The sequence below is a fragment of the Collimonas fungivorans genome (assembly GCF_028292705.1).
GTDB classification, from domain to species: domain Bacteria; phylum Pseudomonadota; class Gammaproteobacteria; order Burkholderiales; family Burkholderiaceae_D; genus Collimonas; species Collimonas fungivorans_B.
The window spans coordinates 1-24,646 of sequence record NZ_JAQGLV010000143.1; the positions used below are offsets into that span (position 1 = coordinate 1).

Sequence of the window (24,646 nt, forward strand, 5' to 3'; positions counted from 1 at the left end):
CTACGTTAAACAGCTTGCCTTGCAAATCCTTGAGCGCCAGGCTGGCGGCGTCCGACAGCAGCTCTACGGTGAAGGCAAAATCACGCGACAGGCTTTCGGCGGCATCGAGCTTGTTGACCAGCAGCTGTGCTTGCGGACCATCATCGTGCGGAAAGGAGAGGCGCAGGATCCGGTTGGTCTGGCGCCCACTAATCAGGCTTTGCAGGCTCTGGAGTACGTTGCTCATGCCGTGTCCCATACGTGCCCGGAATGCCGGGCATTAGATAGTTAATGCCTCAGGCGAATCCGATCAAGGCAGGGTAATGGTCAGATAGGACGCACGCGGCGCCAGTTTGACGATGTCGCTGTAACCGCTGATGCTCGATGCGGTGGCGCGCGACAGCATGGTGTTCAGCGCAAAATAACCGCCCAGTCCGATCAGGGCGAATACCGAACACAGCGCCCACAGCGGCACTTCGTTGCGCAGCTTGTGGCTGACCTGGTCCGGCCGTTCCCAGTGCGGCGCGAAACCGGCGCTCTTGCCTTTCATGCGCGCGATTTCATCGCCCAGGCGGGCGGTCAGGTAGTTCAGTTTTTCCGGGCCTTCAATAATGTACTTGCCCTGGAAACCCAGCAGCAGGCACATGTGGAACACTTCCAGCGCCTGCAGGTGCTGGGCGCCCTTGGCGCGCAGGTCTTCCAGGCGGGTGAAGAAATGTTCGCCGGCGAGCTGGTCGCCGAACAGGATCAATTGCAGCGGCCGCCGCGCCCAAGTATCGCGGATATTGAATTGCGAATGCAGGATATTTTCATCGACCGCCGCGCAAAATGCGTATTTCGCTGCGTGGACGTCTTCCGCCGACACATCCAGCTTTTTTGCGCCGCGTTCGAAATCGCTGAGAAAGCGCTGCATCTTCGACGTGAAACCGGCTTCGTCGGTAGGCGCGCAGCGGTTTTTCAGCAGGAACAAGGCGTAGAACCCGTCGTACATCAGGTCCAGCAACGAATTGGCGGAACTGGTGTCCGCCGCGATGTATTGGCCGCCGGCGCTGTCGCCGAGCAGGGAGGGGGCTGATGGTCTGTTCATGATGTAACCGCTAAGAGCTCAAGTTTAAGGTCGTTGATGCCGGATGGTACATAAATCGCGATCGACTGCGCCTGCAGCATACGATCATACAGGGCGCCCTTGTTTTCCAAGGCAAAATAATAGGTGTCCGGCCGCACCGGCAACGCTGCCGGCACTTGCGGCGAATGCGACAGCTTGACGCCCGGCATCGCCGACAGCACGAACTTGTCGACGTCGTCGGGGGCACCGATCTTGAAGCGCAGCGGCACGATATCGACCAGTTCGATGGCTGGCATGCTGGCGTTGACCGCCAGGTAGAATGCGGTCTTGTCGTCGATCTTGCCGGAGTCGAGCATGCCGTGATGGTGCGAAGGCTTGTTCTCCGACAGCGCAATCGAGAAGTAGCGCGAGGAAATCACGGTGTCCAGCAGCTCGCGGATGATGCTGTCGAGCTTGGCGAAACACGGTCCCGGATCCTGGTGCTGGTACACCGGCAGGTCCGACAGCGCATAGCTCTTGGAAAACGTCATCAGCGCGCCGGCCAGGCTCAGCAGCTGCTCGTACAAACGCTCCGGATGGAAGGCTGGATTGTGGAAATAATGCGTCAGTCCGGCGAACGCCGAGCTTGCAGTGTGCAGCAGCCAGAACGATGAAATATCGCCGGAACGGAATTCGATCACGTTCTTGCTCGGCTCGCGATGATGGCCGTACAAGGCATTGACCTTGGCCTGCAGCGCATCCATCAGGCGCCGCAGCTGGATATACAGCGCCGGTGCACTGCGGATCGTCAGGCTTGGCGCGACGAAGGTCGGGTCCGGCTCGAAGCCGCCGGTCGAGATACGGCGCAGCTTGATCAGCGGGAAGCTGATCAGCGAATCGCGCGGCTCGACTTCCGACACCATGCGCACCGATTTCTTCAGGTAGGTCAGCTCGGCTTCCGCCGCCTGCGTGAACAGGTCCGGCGTGGCCGAATTGTTCTGGGCGTAACGGGTCGAGTTGCTGGTCTGGCCCAGCGGCGAGAAATTGCCGCCGAAGCCTTTCATGTATGGCAGGGCTGCGTAGTAAGTAATGGTTTGCTGCGCATGCGGGATATCGCTCAGGTCGACCACTTCCGGCAAGTCGTCATCGCCCGGTGCGTTGTAAATCTCGCCGTCCTGGAAAATCACCGACAGCTCGGATAAACGCAGCGTGTTGTTGGCCAGCGCATCGCGGTCCAGCTGCACCGTCATCACGCCCCAGGCATACGGATGCAAGGCGTTGGTGGTCTCATGCAGGCGGTTTTCGTGATACCGGTCCTGCTGCTGGAAATGCTGGGGCCGTAAAAACAGGCCCTCGCCCCATAAAATTTTCGATGTTCGATTCACGTATTTACTCACATGTCATTTTATTCAAACCATCACGCAAGATCCGCGTGGCGCTAGCTGGACCACGCTAGCCGCATGGGGCCGGGGTTAAAAGTTTAGTCGCCGCGCCGGTTTCCGCAACCGTGACGCCGGTGCCGACTGTCAGCGCACAGGCGTTCGCGCCTATCGTAATGCCTGATTTTTCCGCAGCTTCGGTCGGGAAAGTCACCTTCCAGCGTTGTGCCGCAGGCTTGCGGAACAACGCCACAACCCCGACAAAACCCGCTTCCCTGGTGACTTTTTCGCTGACTTCATAGCGTTGTCCAGGAACCAGTGTAATTTCCTTAACTTCGATCAAATCGGCGCCCAATACGTCTTTTTCTTTCTGCGGATTGGTAAATGTATCGTATGTAGCCTGTTGGAAAGCACCATTTTGTCGTAACTTATATACTCTGGCGACCAGGGCAAGCGGCGTACCGGAGCTGTCGGCGTTCAAATTGCTGCCTGCATGCAGCTTGATGGCTATGGTGCGCGGCGGTTTTTGAGCATCGGGAACCTCTGGTTTGGTGATGCCTGACATCTGCAATACAGAACTGGCGACAGAGCCGATCGCGGAAACGGCGCCTGCGGCGCAACCAGCCAAACTCAGTATTGCGGCCAGCGAAACCAGGAGAGATATGGGGCGCATTAAAGTTAGTCTTTATTTGGGTTGCAAAAATACCGGATAGATAATAACGTCTGGAATAATATTTTATTGCCAATATTGTATAAAACAACAACATTCTCAGTTGTCGCCTAGACACATAGTATGGGTCTGGACTAAACTTGTTGCAATGGTGTAACCAAAGTTCACAAATTTTGATGTAGATTGGCAATATGATATCTGCATCTGCCGGGTTTTGTTAAGATTCGGCTATTTAAAAGTTGCCACATAGAAAGCGAGTTTACGATGAGTCAATGGAAAAGCAAATTTATCTACGGCGTGGCATTGGCGTGTCTGGTAAGCGCCTGCGCAACCCCACCTGCGGTTGATCCCGCAGCCAAACTGGATTCTATAGTGGCTGAAGCCGACGCCGCACAAAAAGCCGGACAGACCGACAAGGCAGTCAAATTACTGAAAGACGCGACCAGCGCGTTTCCTGCAGACAAGACACCATGGGTGCGCCTGGCGCAGATCCGTTTCGATGGGGAAAACTATGGCGACGCCATTTCCTATGCGCTGGAAGGCTTGCAACGCGATCCGAAAGACAAGGTCGCCAACAGCATAGTCGCGGTAGGCGGCCTCCGGCTGTCGACCAAGGCTTTGAACGATTTACGCACACAAAACGATTTGAACGGCAATGTCCGCACCGAAGCACAGGGACTGGCCAAAATCCTGCGTGAAAGCCTGGGCGAGACGGTGTTGGTGCCGCCCCGTCCAAAAGCAGTAGCACGTCCGGCGCCGGCAGCAGCAGCAGCGGCCGCCGCCAAAAAGGGTGCTGTCCCGGCCAAACCGGGCACGCCGGAACCTAGCGGCGATGGCGCCAATCCATTCGGATCGTTGCAGTAACTCATATGAATCCTGATCCCCGCCAGGCGGGGTCGGGGCTTGATTATTCGGTATCAGCGGGGGTTTTATGGCTAAAAAAGAGAGTACTCAAAAACGTTTGCAGAAAGTCCGTCCACCACGGGTGCAAATGACATACGACGTTGAAATCGGCGACGCCATCGAGCAAAAGGAATTGCCGTTCGTGATGGGCGTGATCGGTGATTTCAGCGGCAAGTCCGAAGTGGCCCAGACCAAGCTGAAGGACCGCAAGTTCGTCAATATCGACAACGATAACTTCGATGAAGTGATGAAGGGCGTCGAGCCGAGAGCCGCTTTCCGCGTGCCGAACCACTTGAGCGACGCCGGCGGCGAGTTCGGGGTCGACCTGAAGTTCAAGTCGATCGACGATTTCCGGCCGGAAGCGGTGGTGCAGCAGATCGAGCCGCTCAAGCAGCTGCTCGAAGCCCGCACCAAACTGGCCGACCTGCGCAATAAGCTGGCCGGCAACGACAAGCTGGAAGATATCCTCAACGATGTGCTTAACAGCACCGAAAAGCTGGCGGCGTTAAGCAAGCAAACCAAGAAGCAAGGAGACTGAGATGTCCTTTCAGCATAATTCTGCGCCAGCCGCAGGGGCGGCCGCGGAAGAATCCGGTTTGCTCGACCAGATCGTGGAACAGAGCAAAGTCGCCAAGTCCGGCGCCGAGCATGACCGCGCCAAAGACATCATTTCGGAACTGGTCAACCAGGTCATGCAAGGCACCGTGGTGGTGTCGGCCAACCTGTCGGCCACCATCGACGCCCGCGTGGCCGAGCTGGACCGCCTGATTTCCGCCCAGGTCAGCGCCGTGATCCATGCGCCTGAATTCCAGAAACTGGAAAGCAGCTGGACCGGCCTGCACTACCTGGTGTTCAACTCGACCACTAGCCAGAACCTCAAGATCAAGGTCTTGAACGCCACCAAGCGGGAACTGGTCAAGGACTTCCAGAGCGCCCTCGAGTTCGACCAGAGCGCGATCTTCAAGAAAGTCTACGAAGAAGAGTTCGGCACGTTCGGCGGTGCGCCGTTCGGCTCCCTGCTGGGCGATTTCGAAATCACCCGGCAGCCGGAAGACATGTATTTCGTCGAACAGATGTCGCATATCGCCGCAGCGGCCCATGCACCGTTCATCAGCTCGGCCTCGCCTGAGCTGTTCGGCCTGGAAACCTACAGCGAACTCGGCAAGCCGCGTGACCTGGCCAAGGTGTTCGAGACCGTCGAATACGCCAAATGGAAGTCTTTCCGCGAATCGGAAGATTCCCGTTATGTCGGCCTGACCCTGCCGCGCTTCCTCGGCCGCCTGCCGTTCAATCCGAAGGATGGCCAGACAGTCGAAGGTTTCAACTTCGTGGAAGATGTCGACGGCACCGATCACTCCAAGTACCTCTGGTGTAACGCAGCGTATGCCTTCGGCACCAAGCTGACCAAGGCGTTTGAAGATTTCGGCTGGTGCGCGGCGATCCGCGGCGTCGAAGGCGGTGGCCTGGTGGAAGACCTGCCGACCCACACCTTCAAGACCGACGAAGGCGAAGTCGCGCTCAAGTGCCCGACCGAAATCGCGATTACCGACCGTCGCGAAAAAGAACTGAGCGACCTCGGTTTCATCTCGCTGGTGCATTGCAAGAACACCGATTACGCCGCCTTCTTCGGCGCGCAGTCGACGCAAAAAGCCAAGAAATACAATACCGATTCGGCCAACGCCAACTCTGTGCTGTCAGCTCAGCTGCAGTACATTTTTGCCGTATCGCGTATTGCGCATTACATGAAATCGATGATGCGCGACAAGATCGGCAGCTTTGCTTCGGCAGGCAACGTGGAGGATTTCCTCAACCGTTGGCTGACCCAGTATGTGCTGCTTGATGACAATGCCAGCCAAGAAGCCAAAGCGCAATTTCCCTTGCGCGAAGCCTCGGTGCAGGTATCCGAAGTACCGGGACGTCCGGGCGTCTACCGTGCAGTGTCCTTCCTGCGCCCGCACTTCCAGCTTGACGAACTTTCAGTTTCACTGCGCTTGGTTGCAGAATTACCAGCGTCAACCAAGTCTTAACTTAATTCACAAGGGGTATCGCTATGGCAATTGACGTTTATCTGCAAATCGACGGCATCAAGGGCGAGTCGACGGACAGCGCGCACAAGGACTGGATCGAGTGCAAATCGGTGCAATGGGAAGTGCTGCAGCCGAAGTCGGCGACTGCTTCGACCGGCGGCGGCCACACGGCCGAACGCTGTGAGCACAAGGACATCGTCGTGACCAAGATCGCCGATCTGGCTACGCCTCTGCTGCTGCAGAACTGCTCATCGGGCAAAACCATTCCGAAAGCCAAGTTCGAATTCCTGCGCGCCGACGGCAAGGGCGACCGCATCAAGTACTTCGAAATCGAGCTGGTCAACCTGCTCATTTCCGATGTCACGCCATCGGTCCAGGAAGGCGATGTGCTGAGCGAAAGCATCAGCCTGAAGTACTCCCAGGTCAAATGGAAGTACACACAGCAAAAAATCGGCGGCGGTTCGGGCGGCAATACTTCCGGCGGCTGGGATCTGTCGACCAACAAGGTCGTGTAATTTTCTTGTGTTGAACAAAGAGCCGCATGCTGCGGCTCTTTTTTTCTCCTGAATGGTAAGCGATGAAAGGTTTCACTCCAGGATTGTTTGACCGGTTGATGGGCGGCGACAACACGCCTGCACAATCCGATCTGGTAGTGCGATTGTCGATGGATGCCTTGAAAGACACGGTCGCTCGTGACCTTGAGGCCATGCTCAATACGCGTACCGTGATTCCCGAAGAATTGCTGAAGAATTTCCCCGAATGCAGTAAGTCGATACTGACCTACGGCTTGAACGATTTTTCCGGCATGAGCCTGGCCAGCCTGGATGACCGGGCGCATATCTGCCAGTGCCTGGAACAGGGCATTGCGCGCCACGAGCCGCGCCTGAGGAATGTGCGCGCCTCACTCGAACTGCGCGAAGGATCGATCAACCGCTTGAATTTTGCGATTGCAGCCATGCTGGTGGTGGGGCCGGCCAAGGAAGCCGTGAGCTTCGACGCCGTGCTGCAGCCGTCAACCTTGCAATATTCAATCAGCAGAGCACGCCGCGCGACGCGGATGGACGGTTAACGTGGACGAATTACTTCCCTATTACGAGCGCGAGCTCGGGTTCCTGAGACGCTACTCGCGCGAATTTTCCGAACGCTATCCGAAGATTGCCAGCCGCCTGCTGATGTCCGGCGAAGTATCGGAAGATCCGCACATCGAGCGCATGATCCAGTCGTTTGCGCTGATCAATGCCCGCACCTCGAAGCGGCTGGACGACGACTACCCGGAATTCACCGAAGCGCTGTTCGAGGTGCTGTATCCGCACTACCTGCGACCGTTTCCCTCCTGCTCGATCGCGCGCATGGACTACAGCGTCGCCGCGGCACAGCTGACCACCGCCATGCCGGTGCCGCGCGGCACCGAACTGACGACGCGCCAGGTCAAGGGCGTCGCTTGCAAATTCAAGACAACCTATGAAGTGACGGTGGCGCCGGTGCAGCTGTCGCGTGCGGTATTCGATCCCATCATCGAACCGCCGGACGCGGTGCTGCTGCCGCCTACCGCCAGCTCACGCATCGGCATTACTTTCGAGAGCACAGCGGAGCAGGCCGGTTTTGCCGAATTGGGCATCAAGAGCCTGCGCGTATTCATCGACGGCGAACCATCGTTCTGCGCCGCATTGCGCGACACCCTGTTCATGCGCACCGTGCGCGCCTATGTCGAAGTCGGCAAGAGCGGCAAATGGCATGCCGTGAACAAGATCCCGGTCACGCCGGTAGGCTTTGAAGAAGACGAATCGCTGATCGACTTCCCGGCGCGCTCACATCCCGCCTACCGGCTGCTGACCGAGTACTTTTCCTATCCTGAGAAATTCAATTTCTTTGACGTCGATGTTGCCGAAATCACAAAGCTGCTGCCGCCAGGCTGCAAGAAATTCACCTTGCACCTGGTGCTGTCCGGACTGCGCGCCGACTCCAACACCGCGCGCATGCTTGGCACCCTGTCGACCAACAACCTGCTGCTAGGCTGCACCCCAGTCATCAACCTGTTCAAGCAGCGTGGCGACCCGATCCGGCTGACCCACACCAGCGCCTACTACCCGGTAGTGGGCGACTCGCGGCGCGCCTATGCTTATGAAGTGCATTCCATCGATTCGGTGCAGCTGGTGCGGCAAACCCCGGAAGGTGAATCGATTACGGAATTCCGGCCTTTCTATTCCTTGCGTCACGGCGAAAGCGTGGACAAGGCCGGCCATTACTGGGCCATGCGGCGCGACGAGATGGTTGCGTCGCGCAGTCCCGGCTACGAAACCGAAATTTCCATCGTCGACATCGACTTCGATCCGGCCACCATAGAAACCGATACGCTGAGCATCGAGCTGACCTGCTGCAACCGCAACCTGCCGGCTTCCCTGGCTTACGGCCTGGCCGGCGGCGACCTGTTCCTGGAAGGCGGTTCGCTGGTGAACTCTATAGGCTTCTTGAGGAAGCCTTCCGAGCCGTGCCGCTTCGAGCGCGGCCGCGGTGCGCACTGGCGCCTGATTTCCCATCTTGCATTGAACCACCTGTCGCTGGCCAAGGGCGGCCTGGAGGCTTTGCAAGAAACCCTGAGCTTGTACGACTTGCCGCGTTCGGCGATTTCCCAGCGCCAGATCGGCAGCGTGGTCGGCATCGACCACAAGGCTGCCACCGCCTGGCTGCCCGGCAATCCGTTCGCATCGCTGGTGCGCGGCATCGAGATCAGGGTAACGCTGGACGAGGAAGGTTTTGTGGGTAGCGGCATCCATGTGTTTGCCAATGTCCTGGACCGCTTCCTCGGCCTGTATGTGCATGCCAACAGCTTTACGCAATTGGTGATAGCTTCCAAACGAACAGGTGAGGAGATACTGCGATGCTTACCGCGCAGCGGAGATTCGAACCTAGTGTAATCCAGCGCTTGCTGGACAAGCCGCATCGGTTCCAGTTTTTCCAGGCTGTGATGATGTTGGAGCTGTGGTTGAAACGCAACGGCATCCCGCATGAGGAGGCCGTCAGCGACTTCCTGCGTTTCCAGAACACCGTGTCGCTGAATTTTCCTCCGAGCGAAATCGAGGCGCTGGAGGTAAAGCCCAAGCTGACCGAACAAACGGTGGAAGCGCTGCTGGAAGCATTGCAGACCAACCAGCTCGACAGCATTGCGCTGACGCCGGCGTTCATCGGTTTTTTAGGCAGCAACGGCACTTTGCCCAGCCACTACTCGGAACGCATCGCCGCGCATCAGCTGTATGAAAAAGATCACGGGCCGCGCGCTTTCCTGGATGTCTTCTCGAATCGCAGCGTAGCGCTTTTTTTCAAGGCCTGGCGCAAGTACCGGCTGGAATTCAAGTACCAGATCGACGGCACCGACAGTTTCCTGCCGCTGCTGATGTCGCTCGCCGGCCTCGGCCACCGCACTTTGCGCGACCGCATGTCGGAAGACGGCGCCGGCGTGCTGGACGAATCGATCGGGCATTTCGCCGCAGCCATCCGCCATCGGCCGCCGTCGGCAGCGTACATGCAGCGGGTGTTGCGCGAATATTTTTCGGTGCCGATCACCATCGAGCAGTTTGTCGGCCACTGGTATAACGTGCCGGTCGACCAGCAAACCGTGCTGGGTTCCACCAACGCCCTGCTAGGCAGCGTGGCGATGGTGGGCGAGCGGGTATGGCAGCGCGATCTGCGCATGCGCCTGAAAATCGGCCCGCTGGCGAAGAAGAAGTTCGAGAGCTTTTTGCCGGGCGGCGCTGCCGCCATCGGCTTGCAAAAAATACTGGCGATGTTTACCAGCGTCTTCCTGGAGTATGAAATACAGCTGATCTTGCGCGCAGACCAGGTACAAAGCGTCAGCCTCGATTCCGACCGCGAAAGCGGACGGCTGGGCTGGGATACTTTTGTCACCAGCAAGCCGGAAGAAAGCGACCGCACCGATGTCTGTTACGAAATTCACTCACTTTGACCATGCATGGATGGGAAGGCTTCAATGAGCATTAATCTCAAAACCTTAATCAGCAAACTGAACGACACCTCGCGCCTGGCGGCGGAACGTGCGGCAAACATCTGCGTCGGCCGTGGCCAGTATGAAGTGGATATCGAACATCTGTTCCTGGCCTTGCTGGAACAGCCCAAGAGCGATTTTGCAGTGATTGCGCGCAAATCCGGCATCAGCCTCGCCGCGCTGGAAAGCGACCTGCAGGGCGAAATCGACCGTTTCAAGAACGGCAACGCGCGCACCCCGGTATTTTCACCGCACCTGCCCAAGCTGTTCGAACACGCCTGGCTGATCGCCTCGCTCGACAACCAGTCGGGACGGATCCGCAGCGGCCACCTGCTGCTGGCGCTGCTGACCGAACCGGACCTGGTGCAGCTGGCCTACCGCGGCTCCAAGCTGTTCATCAAGTTCAAGCTGGACGATCTCAAGCATGACCTGGAAAAACTGACCGAAGGTTCGCAGGAAAGCACGACTGGGGAAGGCGGCATTGCCACGGCTGAAGATGAAGGCGGCGATCCGGTGCAGGAACTGACCACCAAGGGCGAAGCCTCGAAAACCCCGTCGCTCGACAAATTCACCACCAACCTGACGCAGCGTGCGCGCGAAGGCAAGGTCGATCCGGTGATCGGCCGCGATACCGAAATCCGCCAGACCATCGACATCCTGATGCGGCGCCGCCAGAACAATCCTATCCTGACCGGCGAGGCCGGCGTCGGCAAGACCGCGGTGGTGGAAGGCCTGGCGCTGCGCATTGCGCAAAAAGACGTGCCTGACGTGCTGCAAGGCGTGGAACTGCATACTCTCGACATGGGCCTGCTGCAAGCCGGCGCCAGCGTCAAGGGCGAGTTTGAAAACCGCCTGAAAAGCGTGATCGACGAAGTCAAGAAAAGCTCGCACGCCATCATCCTGTTCATCGACGAAGCCCACACCATGATCGGCGCCGGCGGCCAGGCTGGCCAGAACGACGCCGCCAACCTGCTGAAACCGGCGCTAGCGCGTGGCGAACTGCGCACCATCGCCGCCACCACCTGGAGCGAGTACAAGAAATACTTTGAAAAAGACGCCGCCCTGGCGCGCCGTTTCCAGGTAGTGAAAGTCGAAGAACCAAGCGAAGAACTGGCTTGCGCCATGCTGCGCGGCATGGCGCCGCTGATGGAAAAACACTTCGGCGTGCGTGTCTTCGACGAAGCGATCACCGAGGCCGTGCGCCTGTCGCACCGCTATATCAGTGGCCGCCAGCTGCCCGACAAGGCGATCAGCGTGCTCGACACCGCCTGCGCCAAGGTCGCACTCGGCCAGAATGCAACGCCGGCCCTAATCGAGAACATCGTCAAAAAGCTGGATCGCCTGGTGGCCGAGCTGAATTCGCTGGAACGCGAATCGAACGCCGGCGGCAAGCATGCCGAACGCCTGAAGGAATTGCGCGAACTGCAAAACACATTGAATGCGGAACTAGCGATCCATCGCGAACGCTGGGAAAAGGAAAAAACCCTGACCGACCGCATCAAGGCCGCCCGTACCGAACTGGAAGCGATCCCTGCTGCCGAACAAACCGCAGCGGAAGAAGGCGCCAAGCCTTCCAAGAAAGCCACCAAGGACAGCAAGGAAAACCAGGAACTGGCGAAGCTGATCGAGGAATTGAAAACGCTGCAAGGCGAAACGCCGATGGTGCCGGTGCAGGTCGACGGCCTGGTGGTAGCGGAAATCGTCGCCAGCTGGACCGGCATCCCGCTCGGCAAGATGGTCAAGGATGAAATCAAGACCGTGATCAATCTCGGCGCCCTGCTGCATGAACGCGTGCTGGGCCAGTCGCATGCGATCGAAGCGGTGGCGCAGCGTGTGCGCACTTCGCGCGCCAACCTGGACGATCCGAACAAACCGAAGGGCGTGTTCCTGTTCGTCGGCCCGTCCGGCGTCGGCAAGACCGAAACCGCGCTGGCGCTGGCCGACGTGCTGTACGGCGGCGAACGCAAGCTGATCACCATCAACATGAGCGAATACCAGGAAGCGCACAGCGTCTCCGGCCTGAAAGGCTCGCCGCCCGGTTATGTCGGCTACGGCGAAGGCGGCGTCCTGACCGAAGCGGTGCGGCGCAATCCGTACAGCGTGGTGCTGCTGGACGAGGTGGAGAAGGCCCACCCGGATGTGCTCGAGCTGTTCTTCCAGGTATTCGACAAGGGCGTGCTGGACGACGCCGAAGGCCGCGAGATCGACTTCAAGAACACCATCATCATCCTCACCAGCAATGTCGCCTCCAGCCTGATCATGCAGAGCTGCCTGAACAAGGCGGCGGCGGAACTGCCGAGCACCGACGACCTGGAACAGGCAATCCGGCCGCAGCTGGTGAAGGCGTTCAAGCCGGCCTTCCTCGGTCGCCTCAAAGTCATTCCTTACTATCCGATTTCGGATGACGTGCTGGTCGAGATCATCAACCTCAAGCTGGGACGCATCCAGAAACGCATCGCCATCAACCACAAGGCCGAGTTCAGCTACGACGAACCGCTGGTGGAAGCGGTGCTGGCGCGCTGCACGGAAGTCGATTCCGGCGCCCGCAATGTCGACAATATCCTCAACGGCACGCTGTTGCCGGAAATTGCCGAAACCGTGCTGGCCAAGATGGCCGAAGGCGGCAGCATCGCCAAGATCAAGGTCACTGCCAACAAGCAGGGTCAATTCAAATACGCGATCAAATAGAACGGAGAGAACATGGATGCAGCAACCAAACAGAAAATCCTGAAGCAGTGCTACTCGAAGCGCTTCGACGAGAAATACAGCCGCAAATTCCAGTACCAGGACAAGGCGACCGACGTGCGCAATTTCGTCAAGCTGACGCCGGCCGATATCATCGACCTGCTGGATACTCCGTCCGCGGCAGCCCGCTCACAGGCGCGCCGCCTGCTGCAGCTGATGCAGGGGCGGCCCTGGCTGCCGTCGGCGACGGCGCATGAGGGTGGGACCGGGGATCAGCGTGGGGTGGACAACAACCTGCACATTACACTGAGGATACAAGAGACGAGCTATCACTTGCGTTGCAAGGAACAGCCTAGTTTGCACATTATCCAGATTACCTGATCCTCGTATTGCACTGGCGAGCGCTGGATAAAAGTATGCGAGGCGGCGGGATTGTTACTGATAGTTTTCCCGACGCAATCGCTTATTTTTCGTCCGGCGCCACCGGTTAAATCTTGATCTCTTTGTAGGCGCCAAACCAAAATTTTAATGCGTCACGGTTTATGCCGTTTTTCCCAGTCCAGAAATCAACCGGATACGCCCAATCTGAGCTATGCGATTTACTCGGAGCAAGACCAGGATTGGTGTAATGCGTCAAATATCCTCTATGTTGTTCTGTCTCCAGGATGCTGCAAAATCCCAAAATCTCGAGCACATATTGACATTCGTCGGTAGTAGGTTTGAAGCCAGGAATTTTTTTCAGTTCTTTATGCGCATCTTTCGGTTTCAGGCCGTCATCCGCATGTTTCAGTATGTCGATGATTGCATTAAAGATAGCAAAATCTGCGGCAGCAGGAGGGACGTCCTCGAGCTGGTGGTGCTGTTCCAGAAAAAACTGGATCTCGTAGGGCGTTTTATATCCGATCATCGAACCGCATTTAAATCTTTGCTGATTCAAGCCGGTCAAATCCAGGCGATCCTTTACCTCTACAGCAGAGCATATCTTGCAGACATCGGCAGAACTCAGCTTGCACACATGATCGGGCATCGTTTGCATGAATGCATAAGCGGACAGCCCGCTTCTATAATCCTGGCGCCCACTGCTGAAACTGGCTAAAAACAAATTGGTAACGTGCTTCTTCTTGCACAGCGCATAGTGTTCAAAACTTTTCCGTACCGCTTCATCATGGCCGATCTTGAGCGAATCAAATGCCAGGCCGTGCTGCTTCATGTAAGACACGTCGTCAGGCGAAGTACCGTTTTTCTCTACATATTCTTGTTGACGGGCATTGAGCGGATATCCTCGTGCTTCATAGCCAGCGGCCAGCACATCGTACTTCAGGAGAATTTTTAATGCACGTGCGTCAATAAGATTTTTATTCAGCATTTTATTTTGTAATCCTTTCCTTTTAATGTGGTTCCAGTCATTTCGCTCGGGCTCTTGCCTTTCAAGAAATCTTCCCCGGCTTCCATTTTTATGGTCGCTCTTTTTGATTTAGGGTTAACGCCTTCGATTGCGTTGCCACGTACTTTGCCGCCATTCGTCTTTTTCCGGCCGATGACCCCGGTTTCCTGAACCGCTACGCCTTCCACACCTTGAGCCGTCAATTTTGGCGTGCCTGGCTTGGTAATTTGCGTCATGGTGTCGCCTGAACCAAACCGCGCACCGTCAGTGCCCACGTTATTCCCATGTCTGCGCGCGACATCAGCCATTGACTGCTTATCGCTGGCGCGTCCATGGTAATAGACATCGCCATCGGAATTTGTAAGATGATAGTTCCAATCCCATCCCAACGGGTCAATCCAGCGATTCGGGTTAGGTGCGTACTGGTACAGGTTGTTGCCGCCATCCAGTCCGATCGGATCCTTTCCGACAAATTGCCCGATATACGGGTCGTAATATCGATACCGGTTGTAATGCAATCCTGTTTCTACATCATGGTATTGGCCCTGGAACCTGATCGGGTTATCGATCTCCCCTGCGTGCAGCTGCCGTACCTCGCCCCATGCTGCGTAGCTAGCCGACCACACAATTTCCCCGTATTTATCGGTCAACCTTGTCGGACAGCCATTGGGATCGTTGTGATAATAAAAGACGGCGCCAGAAGTTTCGTCAGCCGCCGCCACCGTCTCGACCTTGCTGATCTCCGGGAGGCCGCTCAGCGCCGCACCGGATAGAGATGCATTGGCAGCACCGCCGATCAGTATTCCCATCCCCAATCCCATCGGGCTGACAGGCCGAACCGTTCTTGCTGTCGCCTCAGTTTGTCCATCGATCAGCGCCAGCGGCGCAAATGTAGCCGGATAATAGACATATTCCCGTGCCCGGGCATGCATTGTTTTCAGCGCCGCCAGCCGCTTACGCGCCGCCATGAAATCAGCCACATTGCCGGCTGACCAAATGTCAGCATGGTTCTTGGCATTGCTGGCCTGATGCACTTCTCCCAGCAAGATATCGCCATCCCAGAAAAACCAGGTGGTGCGAGCCGGGCTACGTTTGAATACCCGCCGGCCAAGCGGGTCGTAGCCGTAGCGAGTCACCTGGCCGCCTTTGCTGCTTTCGATCAGGCGTTGATCGGCGTCCCATCTGAGTTGCGTGGCCGGCTCGGTGGTGGATTGCTCTGCCGGCGGTTGGCTGCTGTTGCGCCGGACCAGGTTGCCGGCACGATCGAATATGTAGTGGTTGCCCTCATAGCTGCCTTCGCGGCTCCATAGGACATCGGCGAGGCCTTCAGCGCCCGCCGCCTGCTTCACTTCGGCTAGATGGATCCGGGTGCGCAAGCGATCGCCAGTCGGATCGCTGAGAAAATCCGTAATGCGGCCGGCAGGGTCGATATGGCGCAGAATATTGCCCAACGGGTCATAGTGATACAGATCACTGCCATGCTCGCTATCGTTGCGCCGCGTTTGATTTCCCGCGCTGTCGTAATCGTAGCTGGTGGCAAATAGAGGCGCCTGGTCCCACAACACGGTTTGGGCTGTGAGGTGACCTTCCGTGTCATAACGCAGCTGACGCTGAAGACTGCCGCTCAATTGCTCCTTGATGGAGCGTCCAAGCGCATCGCGCTCGATCAAGATCGGCGTCGCGTCGTTAATCACGATAGCGGTCGCCTGGTCGCGTAAATCGAAGCGGGCAACAACCTTGTTGCCTGCGCCGGTTTGTCGCGACACCCGGTTGCCCGCCTCGTCGTAGCCGTATTCAACCTGAAACCCGTCTTGCATTTCTCCGCCAAGACGACCGTCGGCGTCGAATTTGCGCAGCACATGCCGATGCGAATTGCGGATTTCGACCAGATTGCCGTTCTTGTCGTAACTGAAGATTTCCTGCACATGCTGTCCGGGACTATCGGAATCGGGCAAGATTTTCTTTGTGATGCGGCCCAGCCGATCAGTAACATAGGTGACGACGCGGCCCAGAGGATCGGTGGCGCTTGCCAGGCTGCCGCCAGGATCGTAACAATAACGGCGTGATTGCTGCCAATAATCACATTCTTCAATGATGCGGCCCAAGGCGTCGCGCTTGAGCTGGTAGTGCTCCTTGCGCTGGTTTACCAGGCCGATCAGTTGTTCCTCGGTATTGTAAAGATATTCCACGATGTGGCCGTCAGCCAGTGCGCGCTTGGCGACCTGGCCGGTGCCGAAGTACTCGACCCTGGTCAGGGCGCCGTTTTGATCTGCATAAGCGGTCAGCCGATCTTCCGCATCATAGTCGCAGCGGGTGCTGGCTCCGTCGGCCTGGCGAGTCTGCAGCAGACGTCCTTTGGCGTCATAGCGATATTCGGTGACAGCTCCGCTGGCATCGGTATGGCGTGTCAGGTCGCCCAGCGCGTCATATTCGAAATGGCTGCGATGACCAAGCGGGTCCGTCAGCTGCGATATATTGCCGTAGCGATCGTAAACCAGCCCAGTGACAGCTCCGCGCGGGTTGACGTGGGTTTGCAATTGCCCGTGGGCATCGTAGGTAAATCGCGAGCGCGCTCCCATAGGCGTGCTTTGCTCCAGCATCCGGCCCCTTTCGTCCCAGACGCGCCGCCAAGGATGGCCAAGCGAGTCAACCACCAAAGTCATACGATTGGCGTCGTCGAACTCCATGCTGATCACGCTACCGTCTGCCTGCAGCAATTTCAACAGGTTTCCGCGTTCGTCATATTCAAATTCCGTACGCGATCCGACCGGATCCGATACCGCAGTGGTGCGCCCTACCTCGTCATATTCAAAGCTCGTAACGCCACCTAAAGGATCGATTTCGCAAAGAGGCAGGTGGTCCTCATCGAACTTGATCAGCGAAGTATGGCCCAGCGAATCGGTGACTTCTGTTTCGCGCAATACGGCGTTGTACCCAAACCGGTAGTCATGCAATCCGTGGTCGCCCCAGGCATGCACTACACGCCATTCACTGTCATAAGCATAATAGAAGGACAGTCCCAGCCGGTCGGCGTGGCGCACCATGTGATGGCGGTCGTAGTCGAAGGTGCGGGGGGCATCGAGTGCGTCGAATTCAGCGATCAGATCCTGATTCTGGTATTTGTAAGTACTCAGCGGGTGGTTCAGGCCGGTAGCCGGGTCGTGCAGACTTAGCTGATGAATTTTGCCGGCGGATTCATGTACTTCGATAAAACGGCCTGGCATGGCGCCGATGCCATTCTCTATGATTCGGGTCAGATGCCCTTCAACGCGCTCGAATCGCCAGTGATTGCCGCACAAGTCTTCGATTCTCTCGATCTGCAAATGCAGGACTTGATGCTGTGGCGCGATATCGGGCGCCGGCATGCGGAAGACATAACGCAAATCGCCCTTGGTCAGGACCTGCAGCTCGGCAATTTCGTCAGTTTGAATCCAGGCTAACCGCGCGCCATCGACAAATTCGGTCACAGCGTGCTCAGCACCAGCGGCTTCTGGCAGTTGCGGAAATACTGCAGCCCCGTTGGCTTCGAAAAACAGTACCATGCCATCCGCTTCGATTTCCAATCGGAAATCCGCGGGCGTCTGCCAGCCGTAACCGCACATGCCGTCGTAGCTATTGCCCGATGAATAATCGCGACTCCAGATCAACGGCAAGCGTCCTGATATGGAAAAATCTTCTTGCGAAACCGCTACGCTGCCATCGCGGATATCGACCGGCTCGGCATGCAATATCTTGCATTTCAAGAAACCGGAATCCATATTCTTGAACAGTTTCTGCCGTGCCTCCTTGAACATTGCTGCCGCACGCTTATACCCCTTTGTCCCGCGCAACGCCTTGAATCCTTTGCCAAGAGCCGCCAGTCCCAGCCTGGACGCAATCGCCATCAAGGAAATCGTCGGCGGCCCGCCGACAAACACGCTGTCGGGTATCGCCAGGTTGACCGAAGTCGGCAAGGTCATCGACAAATGCGGCTTGGACGGTTTCTTCAGCCGGAACGGGGGCACCATGCCGACCACACTGCAATCGAGCACCGGCATGCCCAGGCGCGAGAACGGCGAGTCGTCGGCCAGCACTGTCTTGCTGCCCATGAACAGCTCGTCGTCGAACTGCGGACCGCCGGGGGCGCGCAAGGGCGGCACCCATATCGCCAGCGGAATATGCACCGACAAGCCGCCGGTTCCTGCCGTGGCGCGCTTGACGCCGGCTACCTGCACTGTCGCGCCGATAAAAGGCAGGTAATCGAAAGGATCGAGCACCATCGAGATATGCGCGGTCGGCAGCGGCACCGGCGGCGTGCCGGGCACCAGTACGTACATGTGGATATCGATGCCGATCTGGGGGTCGAAATGCTTGGCAGCGTTGGTCATGGACGCTTCCTTTTCAGGCGGTCGCGGCGGCGCTTATCGGCGCTTTGGCGGCTGCGTTTGAATTGGCCGAGGCGGCGTCGATCACACCGGCCGGGTCTGGCAATTTGGTGAACTGCGGCGGCTCGCTCCATTCCGGGACATCCTTGTCGAGCGGATGCTTGACTTCGGGCAGGCCGTTCCAGAGCGGATTGAGCAGTTCGCGCGCCAGCGCCACCACTTTGCGGAAGAATTCGTCGCCGCCGGCGATCAGGTGTTCGCGTTCCTGGCGCTGGCGCTGGAAACTGCTTTCGAAACGCGCGTGCATGGCGGTTTCTATCTTTTCCAGGTCGGCCGGCGCCGGCTGCTCGCCCAGCTTGCCGGCCTGCTGTTCGGCATGCAAGTGGGCAGCGGCGACGGCGGCCTGGTAATCGGCCGCGCTGCGCTCCAGCTTTTCGGTGCGCCCCGGGTCTTGCAGACGCAACAGATCCTGCAAGGCCAGCGACATGGTGGTGAGCGGGCGCTCGGCCGGAGCAACCGCTTTTGCGGCGCGCAGCGCCAGGGCGCCGTGCTCGCGCGCCGGTTTTTCCTGCCGGGCTTGCGCATAACTGTAGGCGGCCATGCGGAAACCTTCGATTTCAAACATGGGATTGGGCACGCGCTGCGCCTGCTCCGCGGCGCTGCGATAGGCTTGTGCCGCTTTTTCCGGCTGCTTCGCCACCAGCCATACGCCGGCTTCGCCAAACCAGGTTTGCATGATCAGGTCGGCAGCCATCGGATGTTTGTCCTGTTCCGCCTGCACGGCGCACTCACGGGCATCGCGATAACGCTTGATGGCGTCGACGTAGTTCTTTTCTTTTACATAAGCGCCAGCCACCGCCATCTGCAGCACTACCTGCTGGTCCGGCCATTGTTCGCGCCGGGCGATCTGCATGGCTTTTTCGGCGCGCGCGGCGGTTTGCGCGGCGCTGCCTTTTTCGACCAGGGTGATGACATCGGTGAGCAGCTGGCGGTAGGCCACCGTCGGACCGGAGCCGCCGGACTGCGCCACCGTTTCGCGGGCGATGTCGAACATGTCGATCGGCGCTTCCACTACGCGCACGCTAGCGCCGTGGCGCTGCGCCAGCGTCTGCCAGCGTTTGTCGGACAAGGTATCGACCAATGTCAGGCGCACCCCGGCGCCATCCGCGGCCAAGCCGGGGCTGCGCAGCGCCGCATCCAGCCAGGCTTCCCAAGCATCCTGGCTGATCACGCCGTTCGGCGCCAGCACCGCGTTCACATAACGCAAGTGCGGCAGCTGCGCCTTGTGATGCTGCGCAAACGAAGACAGCATGGCCATGACGCCGGAAGCCGAATCGTGGAGCGGCAGTTGGGAAAACGGCCAGTCTGCCGTTACCCCTTGCTCGCGCAGGCTGTCCTTGCTGTCGACATAGCTGTCGGCCAGCGCCTGGCGCAATGCATGGCTGTAGCCGAAGCCGGTGTCGAACGGCGCATCGAAGCGCAGGAACAGGTCCGGCGTGGTCCAGTCGCCGGGATGCTGCTGCATCTCGAAAAACGCTTGCAGCATGCGGTCGGCATTATCGGGAATGCGCCACACCAGCAGCCGCACCTGCGGATCCTCGGTGTGCTCCAGCCACAAGTCGCGCAGGGTCTCGACGCGCTTTTCGACAGGATTCTTCGCCATGTTCGCGTCCTTTCAATAAGGTCTCAGCTGTTCAGGTTGATCTTGCTGCCGTTGATCGACACGCCGCCGCCATTGATCTTGATGATTGAGCCGCCGGCGGTGATGGTGATTTCGCCGGCATTGATGCTGATGCCGGCGCCGCCGACCACCAGATCGACCTGGCTGCCGGAAGCAATGGTCTGGTCGGAGCCGGAATACACCGTGTGGGTGCCGGACACCTCATGCTGCATGTTGCCGGTCACTGACAGCAAGCGCGCCCCTGTATTGCCGTCTTCCACCGGGCCGGTCACGGTACGCTTGTCGGTGCCGGTCACCGTCACTTCGCGGCCGGCATGCATGGTGTCGCTGACCGCGCCGGTGATGGTGCGGGTGGCGGTGCCGGTGATGTCGCGCTTCCAGTTGCCGCTGGTGCTGCCGCTATAGTTGCCGACCAGGGTGCTGCCGTAGTCGCCGGTGATGTTTTCGTTATAACCGGCGGCGGTGATGGTGCGTTTCTGGCCCGCCTGGTAGGTCTGCGTCACCGCGCCGGTCACCGTGGCGGTGGAGGTGCCGGTGATGGTGCGGGTATCGTTGCCGGTGACCGTTGCGCCGCGGTTGCCGCCCACCGAAATATCCTGGTTGGCGCCGACATTCAGGCTGTGGTTGACGGCAACCTTGGTCGCCTTGTTGTTCTTGACGGTGCTGTTATGGTCGTTCAGCACCGTCACCGCCATGTCGCGCTGGGCATGCATGTTGAGCAGCTCGCTGCCGCCGGTGTCGTGCATGGTGACTTCATTGAAGCCGCCGCCGCGCACCGTCTTGGAGCGCATGCCGCTGACTTCCTGGCCGAACGGCGGCATGTTGTCGGCGTTGTAGACGCGGCCGGTGATGATAGGCCGGTCCGGATTGCCGTCGAGGAAATCAACCACCACTTCCTGCCCGACGCGCGGCGCCGAAACCCCGCCCATGCCGCTGCCGGCCCAGGGGCTGGCGACCCGTACCCAGCAAGAGCTCTGGTCATTGAACTGGCCCAGCCGGTCCCAGTGGAACTGCAATTTCACGCGGCCGTATTTGTCGTGCCAGATCTCCTCGCCTTTCGGTCCCACCACGGTCGCCGTCTGTGGCCCGGGCATGCGCGGCCTGGCGGTCTCGCGCAAGGGCCGGTAGGGAATCTTGCGGCGCAAGGCGCTGACCTCGACCCGGTACATGCAATCCTGGGCTTCACTGAAATCGCTGGAGAAGTTGTTGCGGGCATCGTGCTTGACCTGCAGCGCCATGAAGCGATGTTCGGTCTGGTCGTCGTCCTCATGCTCGAAATGGCCGCTGAGGTCGAAATAGCGGCCGATCGCCAGCACCCGGGTGGTGCCGGCGCCCTCAAACACCTTGGTCTGCCAGCCGGCTTCCTCGGCGCGCACCGCGGTCAGCTGTTCGCCGACCGAACTGTTGCCGTAACTGGCGGCGCCATCGTAAGCATAGTGCTCGAATTGCGGCAGGGTGCCGCGCGGCGCATCGTTCTTCAGTTCGACCGCGAGGGGATTGCGCGGCTGCTTGAAATCGAAGCTCTTGATGCTGTGCACCGAGGGCCCGACCCGGCGCCGCGGCCGCCAGTCGTCCAGCACGTCGCTGGCCTGCAATTCCTGGTTGGGCTGGAAACGCACGGTGGCGTCGCCTTCCAGCGGCTGGCACTGGGTGGTATCGTCGGCCAGCACCAGCTTGTGGCCGCTCTCGCTGTGCTCGAAGCTGTAGTAGATGCCGGCATCTTCCAGCAGGCGCGACACAAACGTGAAGTCGGATTCGTTGTACTGCACGCAGTACGGCAGTTTTGGATAGCGGCCGGCAACCAGGTCGAAGCGGTAGTCGGCCAGCTGGCCGTATTTGCTGAATACTTCCTGTGCGATATCGAGCACCGACAGGTCCTGGAACACGCGGCAGTTGCTGGCGTAGTCGAGGAAGGAAAACCATGGCGCCAGCTGCGCCTGGTAAGTGGCCAGGCCGCCGTCGCTGCCGGTGCGGCTGAATTCCTTCACGAAACCATGGAAATGGCGCTCGTCGCCGGCGGTCTGCATGGTCAGCAGCACCGGCTGCCCGACCAGCTGCTTGAGTTCAAGCTGGTCGTAGGGCGACAGCAATTCCAGCGTCAGCTGGTACGGCTTGGATAAGGCTTCGCTGCCGTGCATCCGGTGCACCAGCAGCAGGTCGGCATCCAATGGAGTCTTGATCCGGACCAGGCGCCGGTCCTGGTTGAAGCGGCCCACCCGGGCCAGCATTGCAGAAGGGTTTGGATACATTGGCATTCTCCGTTTTGCAAAAGGAATGGCTTTGCATAGAGCAGCTGTTTAAGCCACGGTCCTGGGTGAGGACGTCGACTTTGCCTGTTATAACTGATGGAACGAATATGCGGCAGCAATATTGCCGATCTGAAATTATATCGGTATTTAAGGCCGTCGCGACGCCGTGCCTGAATAATTTACAGCGCTGGCGTTACCAGCGAGTGACAGCGGCGGCGAAGTGGCGGTCGGCATGCTGAGCCGGACCGCGGTAGTACTTAAGTTACTTTAAAAGCAATATTTATTGCTTGCTAGGTTTATTGCAAAGACCCGAAAGGCTTGCCCTCGCCGCCGGCATCCGGCGTAGCGGTTTTGGCAGCGCGCGTGGCCTTTTTCTTCAGCGGACGGCTCACCTTAGGCTTGGTTTCGGCCACTGCGGCCGGATCGACCACGGTTTCACCCAGGCTCTCGCGCAGCAGTTTTGTCTGGCTCTGGGCATCGCTGAGCACGCCGCCGTTCAAGTCGCTTTGCGCGCTCAAGTCGTTCAGGGCCTTGATCGACAGCTTGAGGCTGCCCAACGCCACCACGCCTTTGGCGTACTTGTCGGCCGGATCGCGTTGCAATACCTGCAATGCATAGGCCACCGCATCGCCGTAGCTACCGGCGTCGTATTTGATCTGGGTCATGCGCACCCATGGCGTTTTTTCGGTCGGACGGGCCTGCGCTACGTCCTTGAGCACCTGGATTTCCTGGTCGGCCGCACTTTTCTGTGCCGCATCTGCAGCGGCGGGAGCAGCCGACGCAGCGAATGGAATCATCAAACATGTTAAAGCGACACTGCAAACCAACTTGGTTTTCCAAAGCTTCATAGCTTTACTCACTTTCCTGAAAATATTAAGACCTGGACAGGCACAACGCAGCCATTGCAAATATAACAATCGCCGCGCCAGACATCAACTGCCGCAAATGCCGGATATCGACGCTTTTTTAGAGATGCATTCAGGACACATGTTACTACGGAAACATCTCCTTTGACATTTCGACATATCCGTCCGGCATCGCCGATGCCGGGTTTGCGCCACATTCCGGGTGCAACTTAGATTCCTTTTTTGAAACGCTAGGGTATGATTGTGCCAAGGAAATTCTGATGAATATCTCGCAAGAGCGTCGCCGCTTGCCGGCTTGAATCACTTTTATTTGGATTTGTCATTTATGTTTTCTGTCGATCAATTACTCAATCCCGTCAGCGACGCCGCACCGTGCGGCGCCGACCTGTCTTTCTCAAGCGACCTGGATGCGATTGCCAACGCCCGCCGCTTTGACGATCCGTCGCTCGATCAGGGCGAATGGGTCACCGAGCTCAAGGAGGCGGACTGGGGTTTCGTCGTCGACAATTGCGCGCGGCTGATCGAAACCCAGAGCAAGGACCTGCGGCTGGCGGTCTGGCTGGCGGAAGCCAACACCAAGGTGCGCCATTTCGGCGGCCTGGCCGACGGCTACCTGCTGCTGGCCGGCTTGAGCGACAGGTATTGGGAAGGCTTGCATCCGGTGCCGGATGACGACGATCAGGAATTGCGGGTCGGCAACCTGAGCTGGCTATTGTCGCGCTCGGTGCACCTGATACGCGAGATCCCGATCACGGAAGGCCGCGGCACCGCTTTTTCCAGCGTCGATTTCGAATCGGCGCGCATCCGCGCAGCCAGTGAAGAACGCGACAGGGCCAACGGCGAGAGCGTCAGCAGCGAAGGCGTCAAGCTGGCCGACATCGAAGCGGCAAAACGCAAATCGTCGCCGAAATTCTATGAAAAATTATTGGCCGACGCCAGCTTGTGCCAGCAAGCGCTGCTGCAGCTGGAAAAATCGATCGATTTCCGCGTGGGTGACGATGGCCCGGCTTTTTCAGCAGCCAAGGACACCCTGGAAAATGTGATTGCGGTCATCACCCGCTTCGCCCAGGAAGCCGGGGTCAACACAGGCAGCGCGCCGAAAGCCAGCAACGATACACAAACCGCACCCACGGTGCAGCAGGAGGTAAGCAAGGTGGAGCAAGCACAGGCCACGCTGAACGGCCCGATACAGAACCGCGCCCAGGCCCTGGCGCAACTGCGCCATGTGGCCGATTTTTTCCGCCGCACCGAGCCGCACAGCCCGGTCGCCTACCTGGCGGACAAGGCTGCCAGCTGGGGCGACCTGCCGCTGCATCACTGGCTGCGCACGGTCATCAAGGATCCTGGCTCGCTGGCGCACGTGGAAGAACTGCTCGGACTGCACGGCAACCAGCAGAACGACGAAAACTAGGAA

Annotated in this window: 19 protein-coding genes; 10 read left to right on the forward strand and 9 right to left on the reverse strand. The window is 58.6% G+C overall.

Going from position 1 to position 24,646, the window contains the following annotated elements:
• The 4 genes from JWQ61_RS07020 to tssJ form a co-directional block, all read right to left on the reverse strand.
• Positions 1-226: hypothetical protein (locus tag JWQ61_RS07020; protein WP_304359897.1), on the reverse strand; the 226-nt coding region annotated here is incomplete at its 3' end.
• Positions 227-289: 63 nt separating this feature from the next.
• Complete coding sequence (icmH, locus tag JWQ61_RS07025; protein WP_120233829.1) at positions 290-1,066, reverse strand: type IVB secretion system protein IcmH/DotU; 777 nt, start codon at positions 1,064-1,066, stop codon at positions 290-292.
• Positions 1,063-2,409: a type VI secretion system baseplate subunit TssK gene (gene tssK, locus JWQ61_RS07030; RefSeq protein WP_120233830.1), complete on the reverse strand. Its 1,347-nt coding sequence runs from the start codon at positions 2,407-2,409 to the stop codon at positions 1,063-1,065. The genes icmH and tssK overlap by 4 nt, the downstream gene beginning before the upstream one ends.
• A 67-nt stretch (positions 2,410-2,476) precedes the next feature.
• A complete protein-coding gene (tssJ, locus tag JWQ61_RS07035) occupies positions 2,477-3,076 on the reverse strand; it encodes a type VI secretion system lipoprotein TssJ (protein WP_304359898.1) in 600 nt (199 codons plus the stop codon).
• Between the two features lie 369 nt (positions 3,077-3,445).
• Here tssJ and JWQ61_RS07040 point away from each other — a divergent pair, with 369 nt between their 5' ends.
• The 9 genes from JWQ61_RS07040 (at position 3,446) to JWQ61_RS07080 (ending at position 13,069) form a co-directional block, all read left to right on the forward strand.
• Positions 3,446-3,937 (forward strand): tetratricopeptide repeat protein, encoded by a 492-nt coding sequence (locus tag JWQ61_RS07040; RefSeq protein WP_369684885.1) that lies wholly within the window; start codon positions 3,446-3,448, stop codon positions 3,935-3,937.
• Between the two features lie 67 nt (positions 3,938-4,004).
• On the forward strand, positions 4,005-4,514 hold the full coding sequence (tssB, locus tag JWQ61_RS07045) for a type VI secretion system contractile sheath small subunit (RefSeq protein ID WP_014004068.1): 510 nt from the start codon (positions 4,005-4,007) through the stop codon (positions 4,512-4,514).
• Between the two features lies 1 nt (position 4,515).
• A complete protein-coding gene (gene tssC, locus JWQ61_RS07050; RefSeq protein ID WP_014004067.1) occupies positions 4,516-6,003 on the forward strand; it encodes a type VI secretion system contractile sheath large subunit in 1,488 nt (495 codons plus the stop codon).
• Positions 6,004-6,026: 23 nt separating this feature from the next.
• Positions 6,027-6,518 carry a type VI secretion system tube protein Hcp gene (locus JWQ61_RS07055; protein ID WP_014004066.1) on the forward strand — a complete coding sequence of 164 codons (492 nt, stop codon included), beginning with the start codon at positions 6,027-6,029 and terminating at the stop codon, positions 6,516-6,518.
• Between the two features lie 62 nt (positions 6,519-6,580).
• A complete protein-coding gene (gene tssE / locus JWQ61_RS07060; RefSeq protein WP_304359900.1) occupies positions 6,581-7,072 on the forward strand; it encodes a type VI secretion system baseplate subunit TssE in 492 nt (163 codons plus the stop codon).
• A 1-nt stretch (position 7,073) separates the two neighbouring features.
• Positions 7,074-8,918 (forward strand): type VI secretion system baseplate subunit TssF, encoded by a 1,845-nt coding sequence (gene tssF, locus JWQ61_RS07065; protein WP_304359901.1) that lies wholly within the window; start codon positions 7,074-7,076, stop codon positions 8,916-8,918.
• Positions 8,882-9,964: a type VI secretion system baseplate subunit TssG gene (gene tssG, locus JWQ61_RS07070; protein ID WP_304359902.1), complete on the forward strand. Its 1,083-nt coding sequence runs from the start codon at positions 8,882-8,884 to the stop codon at positions 9,962-9,964. Before tssF ends, tssG begins: the two co-directional genes overlap by 37 nt.
• Before the next feature lie 24 nt (positions 9,965-9,988).
• The gene (gene tssH, locus JWQ61_RS07075; RefSeq protein WP_304359903.1) at positions 9,989-12,691 is read left to right on the forward strand and encodes a type VI secretion system ATPase TssH; all 2,703 of its coding nucleotides are present in this window, start codon (positions 9,989-9,991) and stop codon (positions 12,689-12,691) included.
• A gap of 12 nt (positions 12,692-12,703) precedes the next feature.
• Positions 12,704-13,069: a hypothetical protein gene (locus JWQ61_RS07080; RefSeq protein WP_304359904.1), complete on the forward strand. Its 366-nt coding sequence runs from the start codon at positions 12,704-12,706 to the stop codon at positions 13,067-13,069.
• Between the two features lie 106 nt (positions 13,070-13,175).
• On the opposite strand, the gene JWQ61_RS07085 is transcribed toward JWQ61_RS07080, so the two are convergent.
• The 5 genes from JWQ61_RS07085 to JWQ61_RS07105 form a co-directional block, all read right to left on the reverse strand.
• Entirely contained in the window at positions 13,176-14,054 is an 879-nt protein-coding gene (locus JWQ61_RS07085) for a hypothetical protein (RefSeq protein WP_304359905.1), read from the reverse strand.
• The gene (locus tag JWQ61_RS07090; RefSeq protein WP_304359906.1) at positions 14,048-18,439 is read right to left on the reverse strand and encodes an RHS repeat-associated core domain-containing protein; all 4,392 of its coding nucleotides are present in this window, start codon (positions 18,437-18,439) and stop codon (positions 14,048-14,050) included. The genes JWQ61_RS07085 and JWQ61_RS07090 overlap by 7 nt, the downstream gene beginning before the upstream one ends.
• Positions 18,440-18,452: 13 nt before the next feature.
• Complete coding sequence (locus tag JWQ61_RS07095; protein ID WP_304359907.1) at positions 18,453-20,099, reverse strand: hypothetical protein; 1,647 nt, start codon at positions 20,097-20,099, stop codon at positions 18,453-18,455.
• 23 nt (positions 20,100-20,122) lie between these two features.
• A complete protein-coding gene (locus JWQ61_RS07100; protein WP_304359908.1) occupies positions 20,123-22,366 on the reverse strand; it encodes a type VI secretion system Vgr family protein in 2,244 nt (747 codons plus the stop codon).
• Positions 22,367-22,662: 296 nt separating this feature from the next.
• Positions 22,663-23,163 carry a hypothetical protein gene (locus JWQ61_RS07105; RefSeq protein WP_304359909.1) on the reverse strand — a complete coding sequence of 167 codons (501 nt, stop codon included), beginning with the start codon at positions 23,161-23,163 and terminating at the stop codon, positions 22,663-22,665.
• Positions 23,164-23,557: 394 nt separating this feature from the next.
• On the opposite strand from JWQ61_RS07105, the gene tssA reads away from it, so the two are divergent.
• Entirely contained in the window at positions 23,558-24,643 is a 1,086-nt protein-coding gene (gene tssA / locus JWQ61_RS07110; RefSeq protein ID WP_304359910.1) for a type VI secretion system protein TssA, read from the forward strand.
• Positions 24,644-24,646: the final 3 nt, after the last annotated feature.

Excerpts from the sequence above, each read along its gene's own strand:
- icmH (WP_120233829.1), bottom strand. The coding sequence starts at position 1,066 with ATGAACAGACCATCAGCCCCCTCCCTGCTCGGCGACAGCGCCGGCGGC.
- tssJ (WP_304359898.1), bottom strand. The coding sequence starts at position 3,076 with ATGCGCCCCATATCTCTCCTGGTTTCGCTGGCCGCAATACTGAGTTTG.
- tssB (WP_014004068.1), top strand. The coding sequence starts at position 4,005 with ATGGCTAAAAAAGAGAGTACTCAAAAACGTTTGCAGAAAGTCCGTCCA.
- tssC (WP_014004067.1), top strand. The coding sequence starts at position 4,516 with ATGTCCTTTCAGCATAATTCTGCGCCAGCCGCAGGGGCGGCCGCGGAA.
- JWQ61_RS07055 (WP_014004066.1), top strand. The coding sequence starts at position 6,027 with ATGGCAATTGACGTTTATCTGCAAATCGACGGCATCAAGGGCGAGTCG.
- tssE (WP_304359900.1), top strand. The coding sequence starts at position 6,581 with ATGAAAGGTTTCACTCCAGGATTGTTTGACCGGTTGATGGGCGGCGAC.
- tssG (WP_304359902.1), top strand. The coding sequence starts at position 8,882 with ATGCTTACCGCGCAGCGGAGATTCGAACCTAGTGTAATCCAGCGCTTG.
- tssH (WP_304359903.1), top strand. The coding sequence starts at position 9,989 with ATGAGCATTAATCTCAAAACCTTAATCAGCAAACTGAACGACACCTCG.
- JWQ61_RS07080 (WP_304359904.1), top strand. The coding sequence starts at position 12,704 with ATGGATGCAGCAACCAAACAGAAAATCCTGAAGCAGTGCTACTCGAAG.
- JWQ61_RS07085 (WP_304359905.1), bottom strand. The coding sequence starts at position 14,054 with ATGCTGAATAAAAATCTTATTGACGCACGTGCATTAAAAATTCTCCTG.
- JWQ61_RS07090 (WP_304359906.1), bottom strand. The coding sequence starts at position 18,439 with ATGACCAACGCTGCCAAGCATTTCGACCCCCAGATCGGCATCGATATC.
- JWQ61_RS07095 (WP_304359907.1), bottom strand. The coding sequence starts at position 20,099 with ATGGCGAAGAATCCTGTCGAAAAGCGCGTCGAGACCCTGCGCGACTTG.
- JWQ61_RS07100 (WP_304359908.1), bottom strand. The coding sequence starts at position 22,366 with ATGTATCCAAACCCTTCTGCAATGCTGGCCCGGGTGGGCCGCTTCAAC.
- JWQ61_RS07105 (WP_304359909.1), bottom strand. The coding sequence starts at position 23,163 with ATGATTCCATTCGCTGCGTCGGCTGCTCCCGCCGCTGCAGATGCGGCA.
- tssA (WP_304359910.1), top strand. The coding sequence starts at position 23,558 with ATGTTTTCTGTCGATCAATTACTCAATCCCGTCAGCGACGCCGCACCG.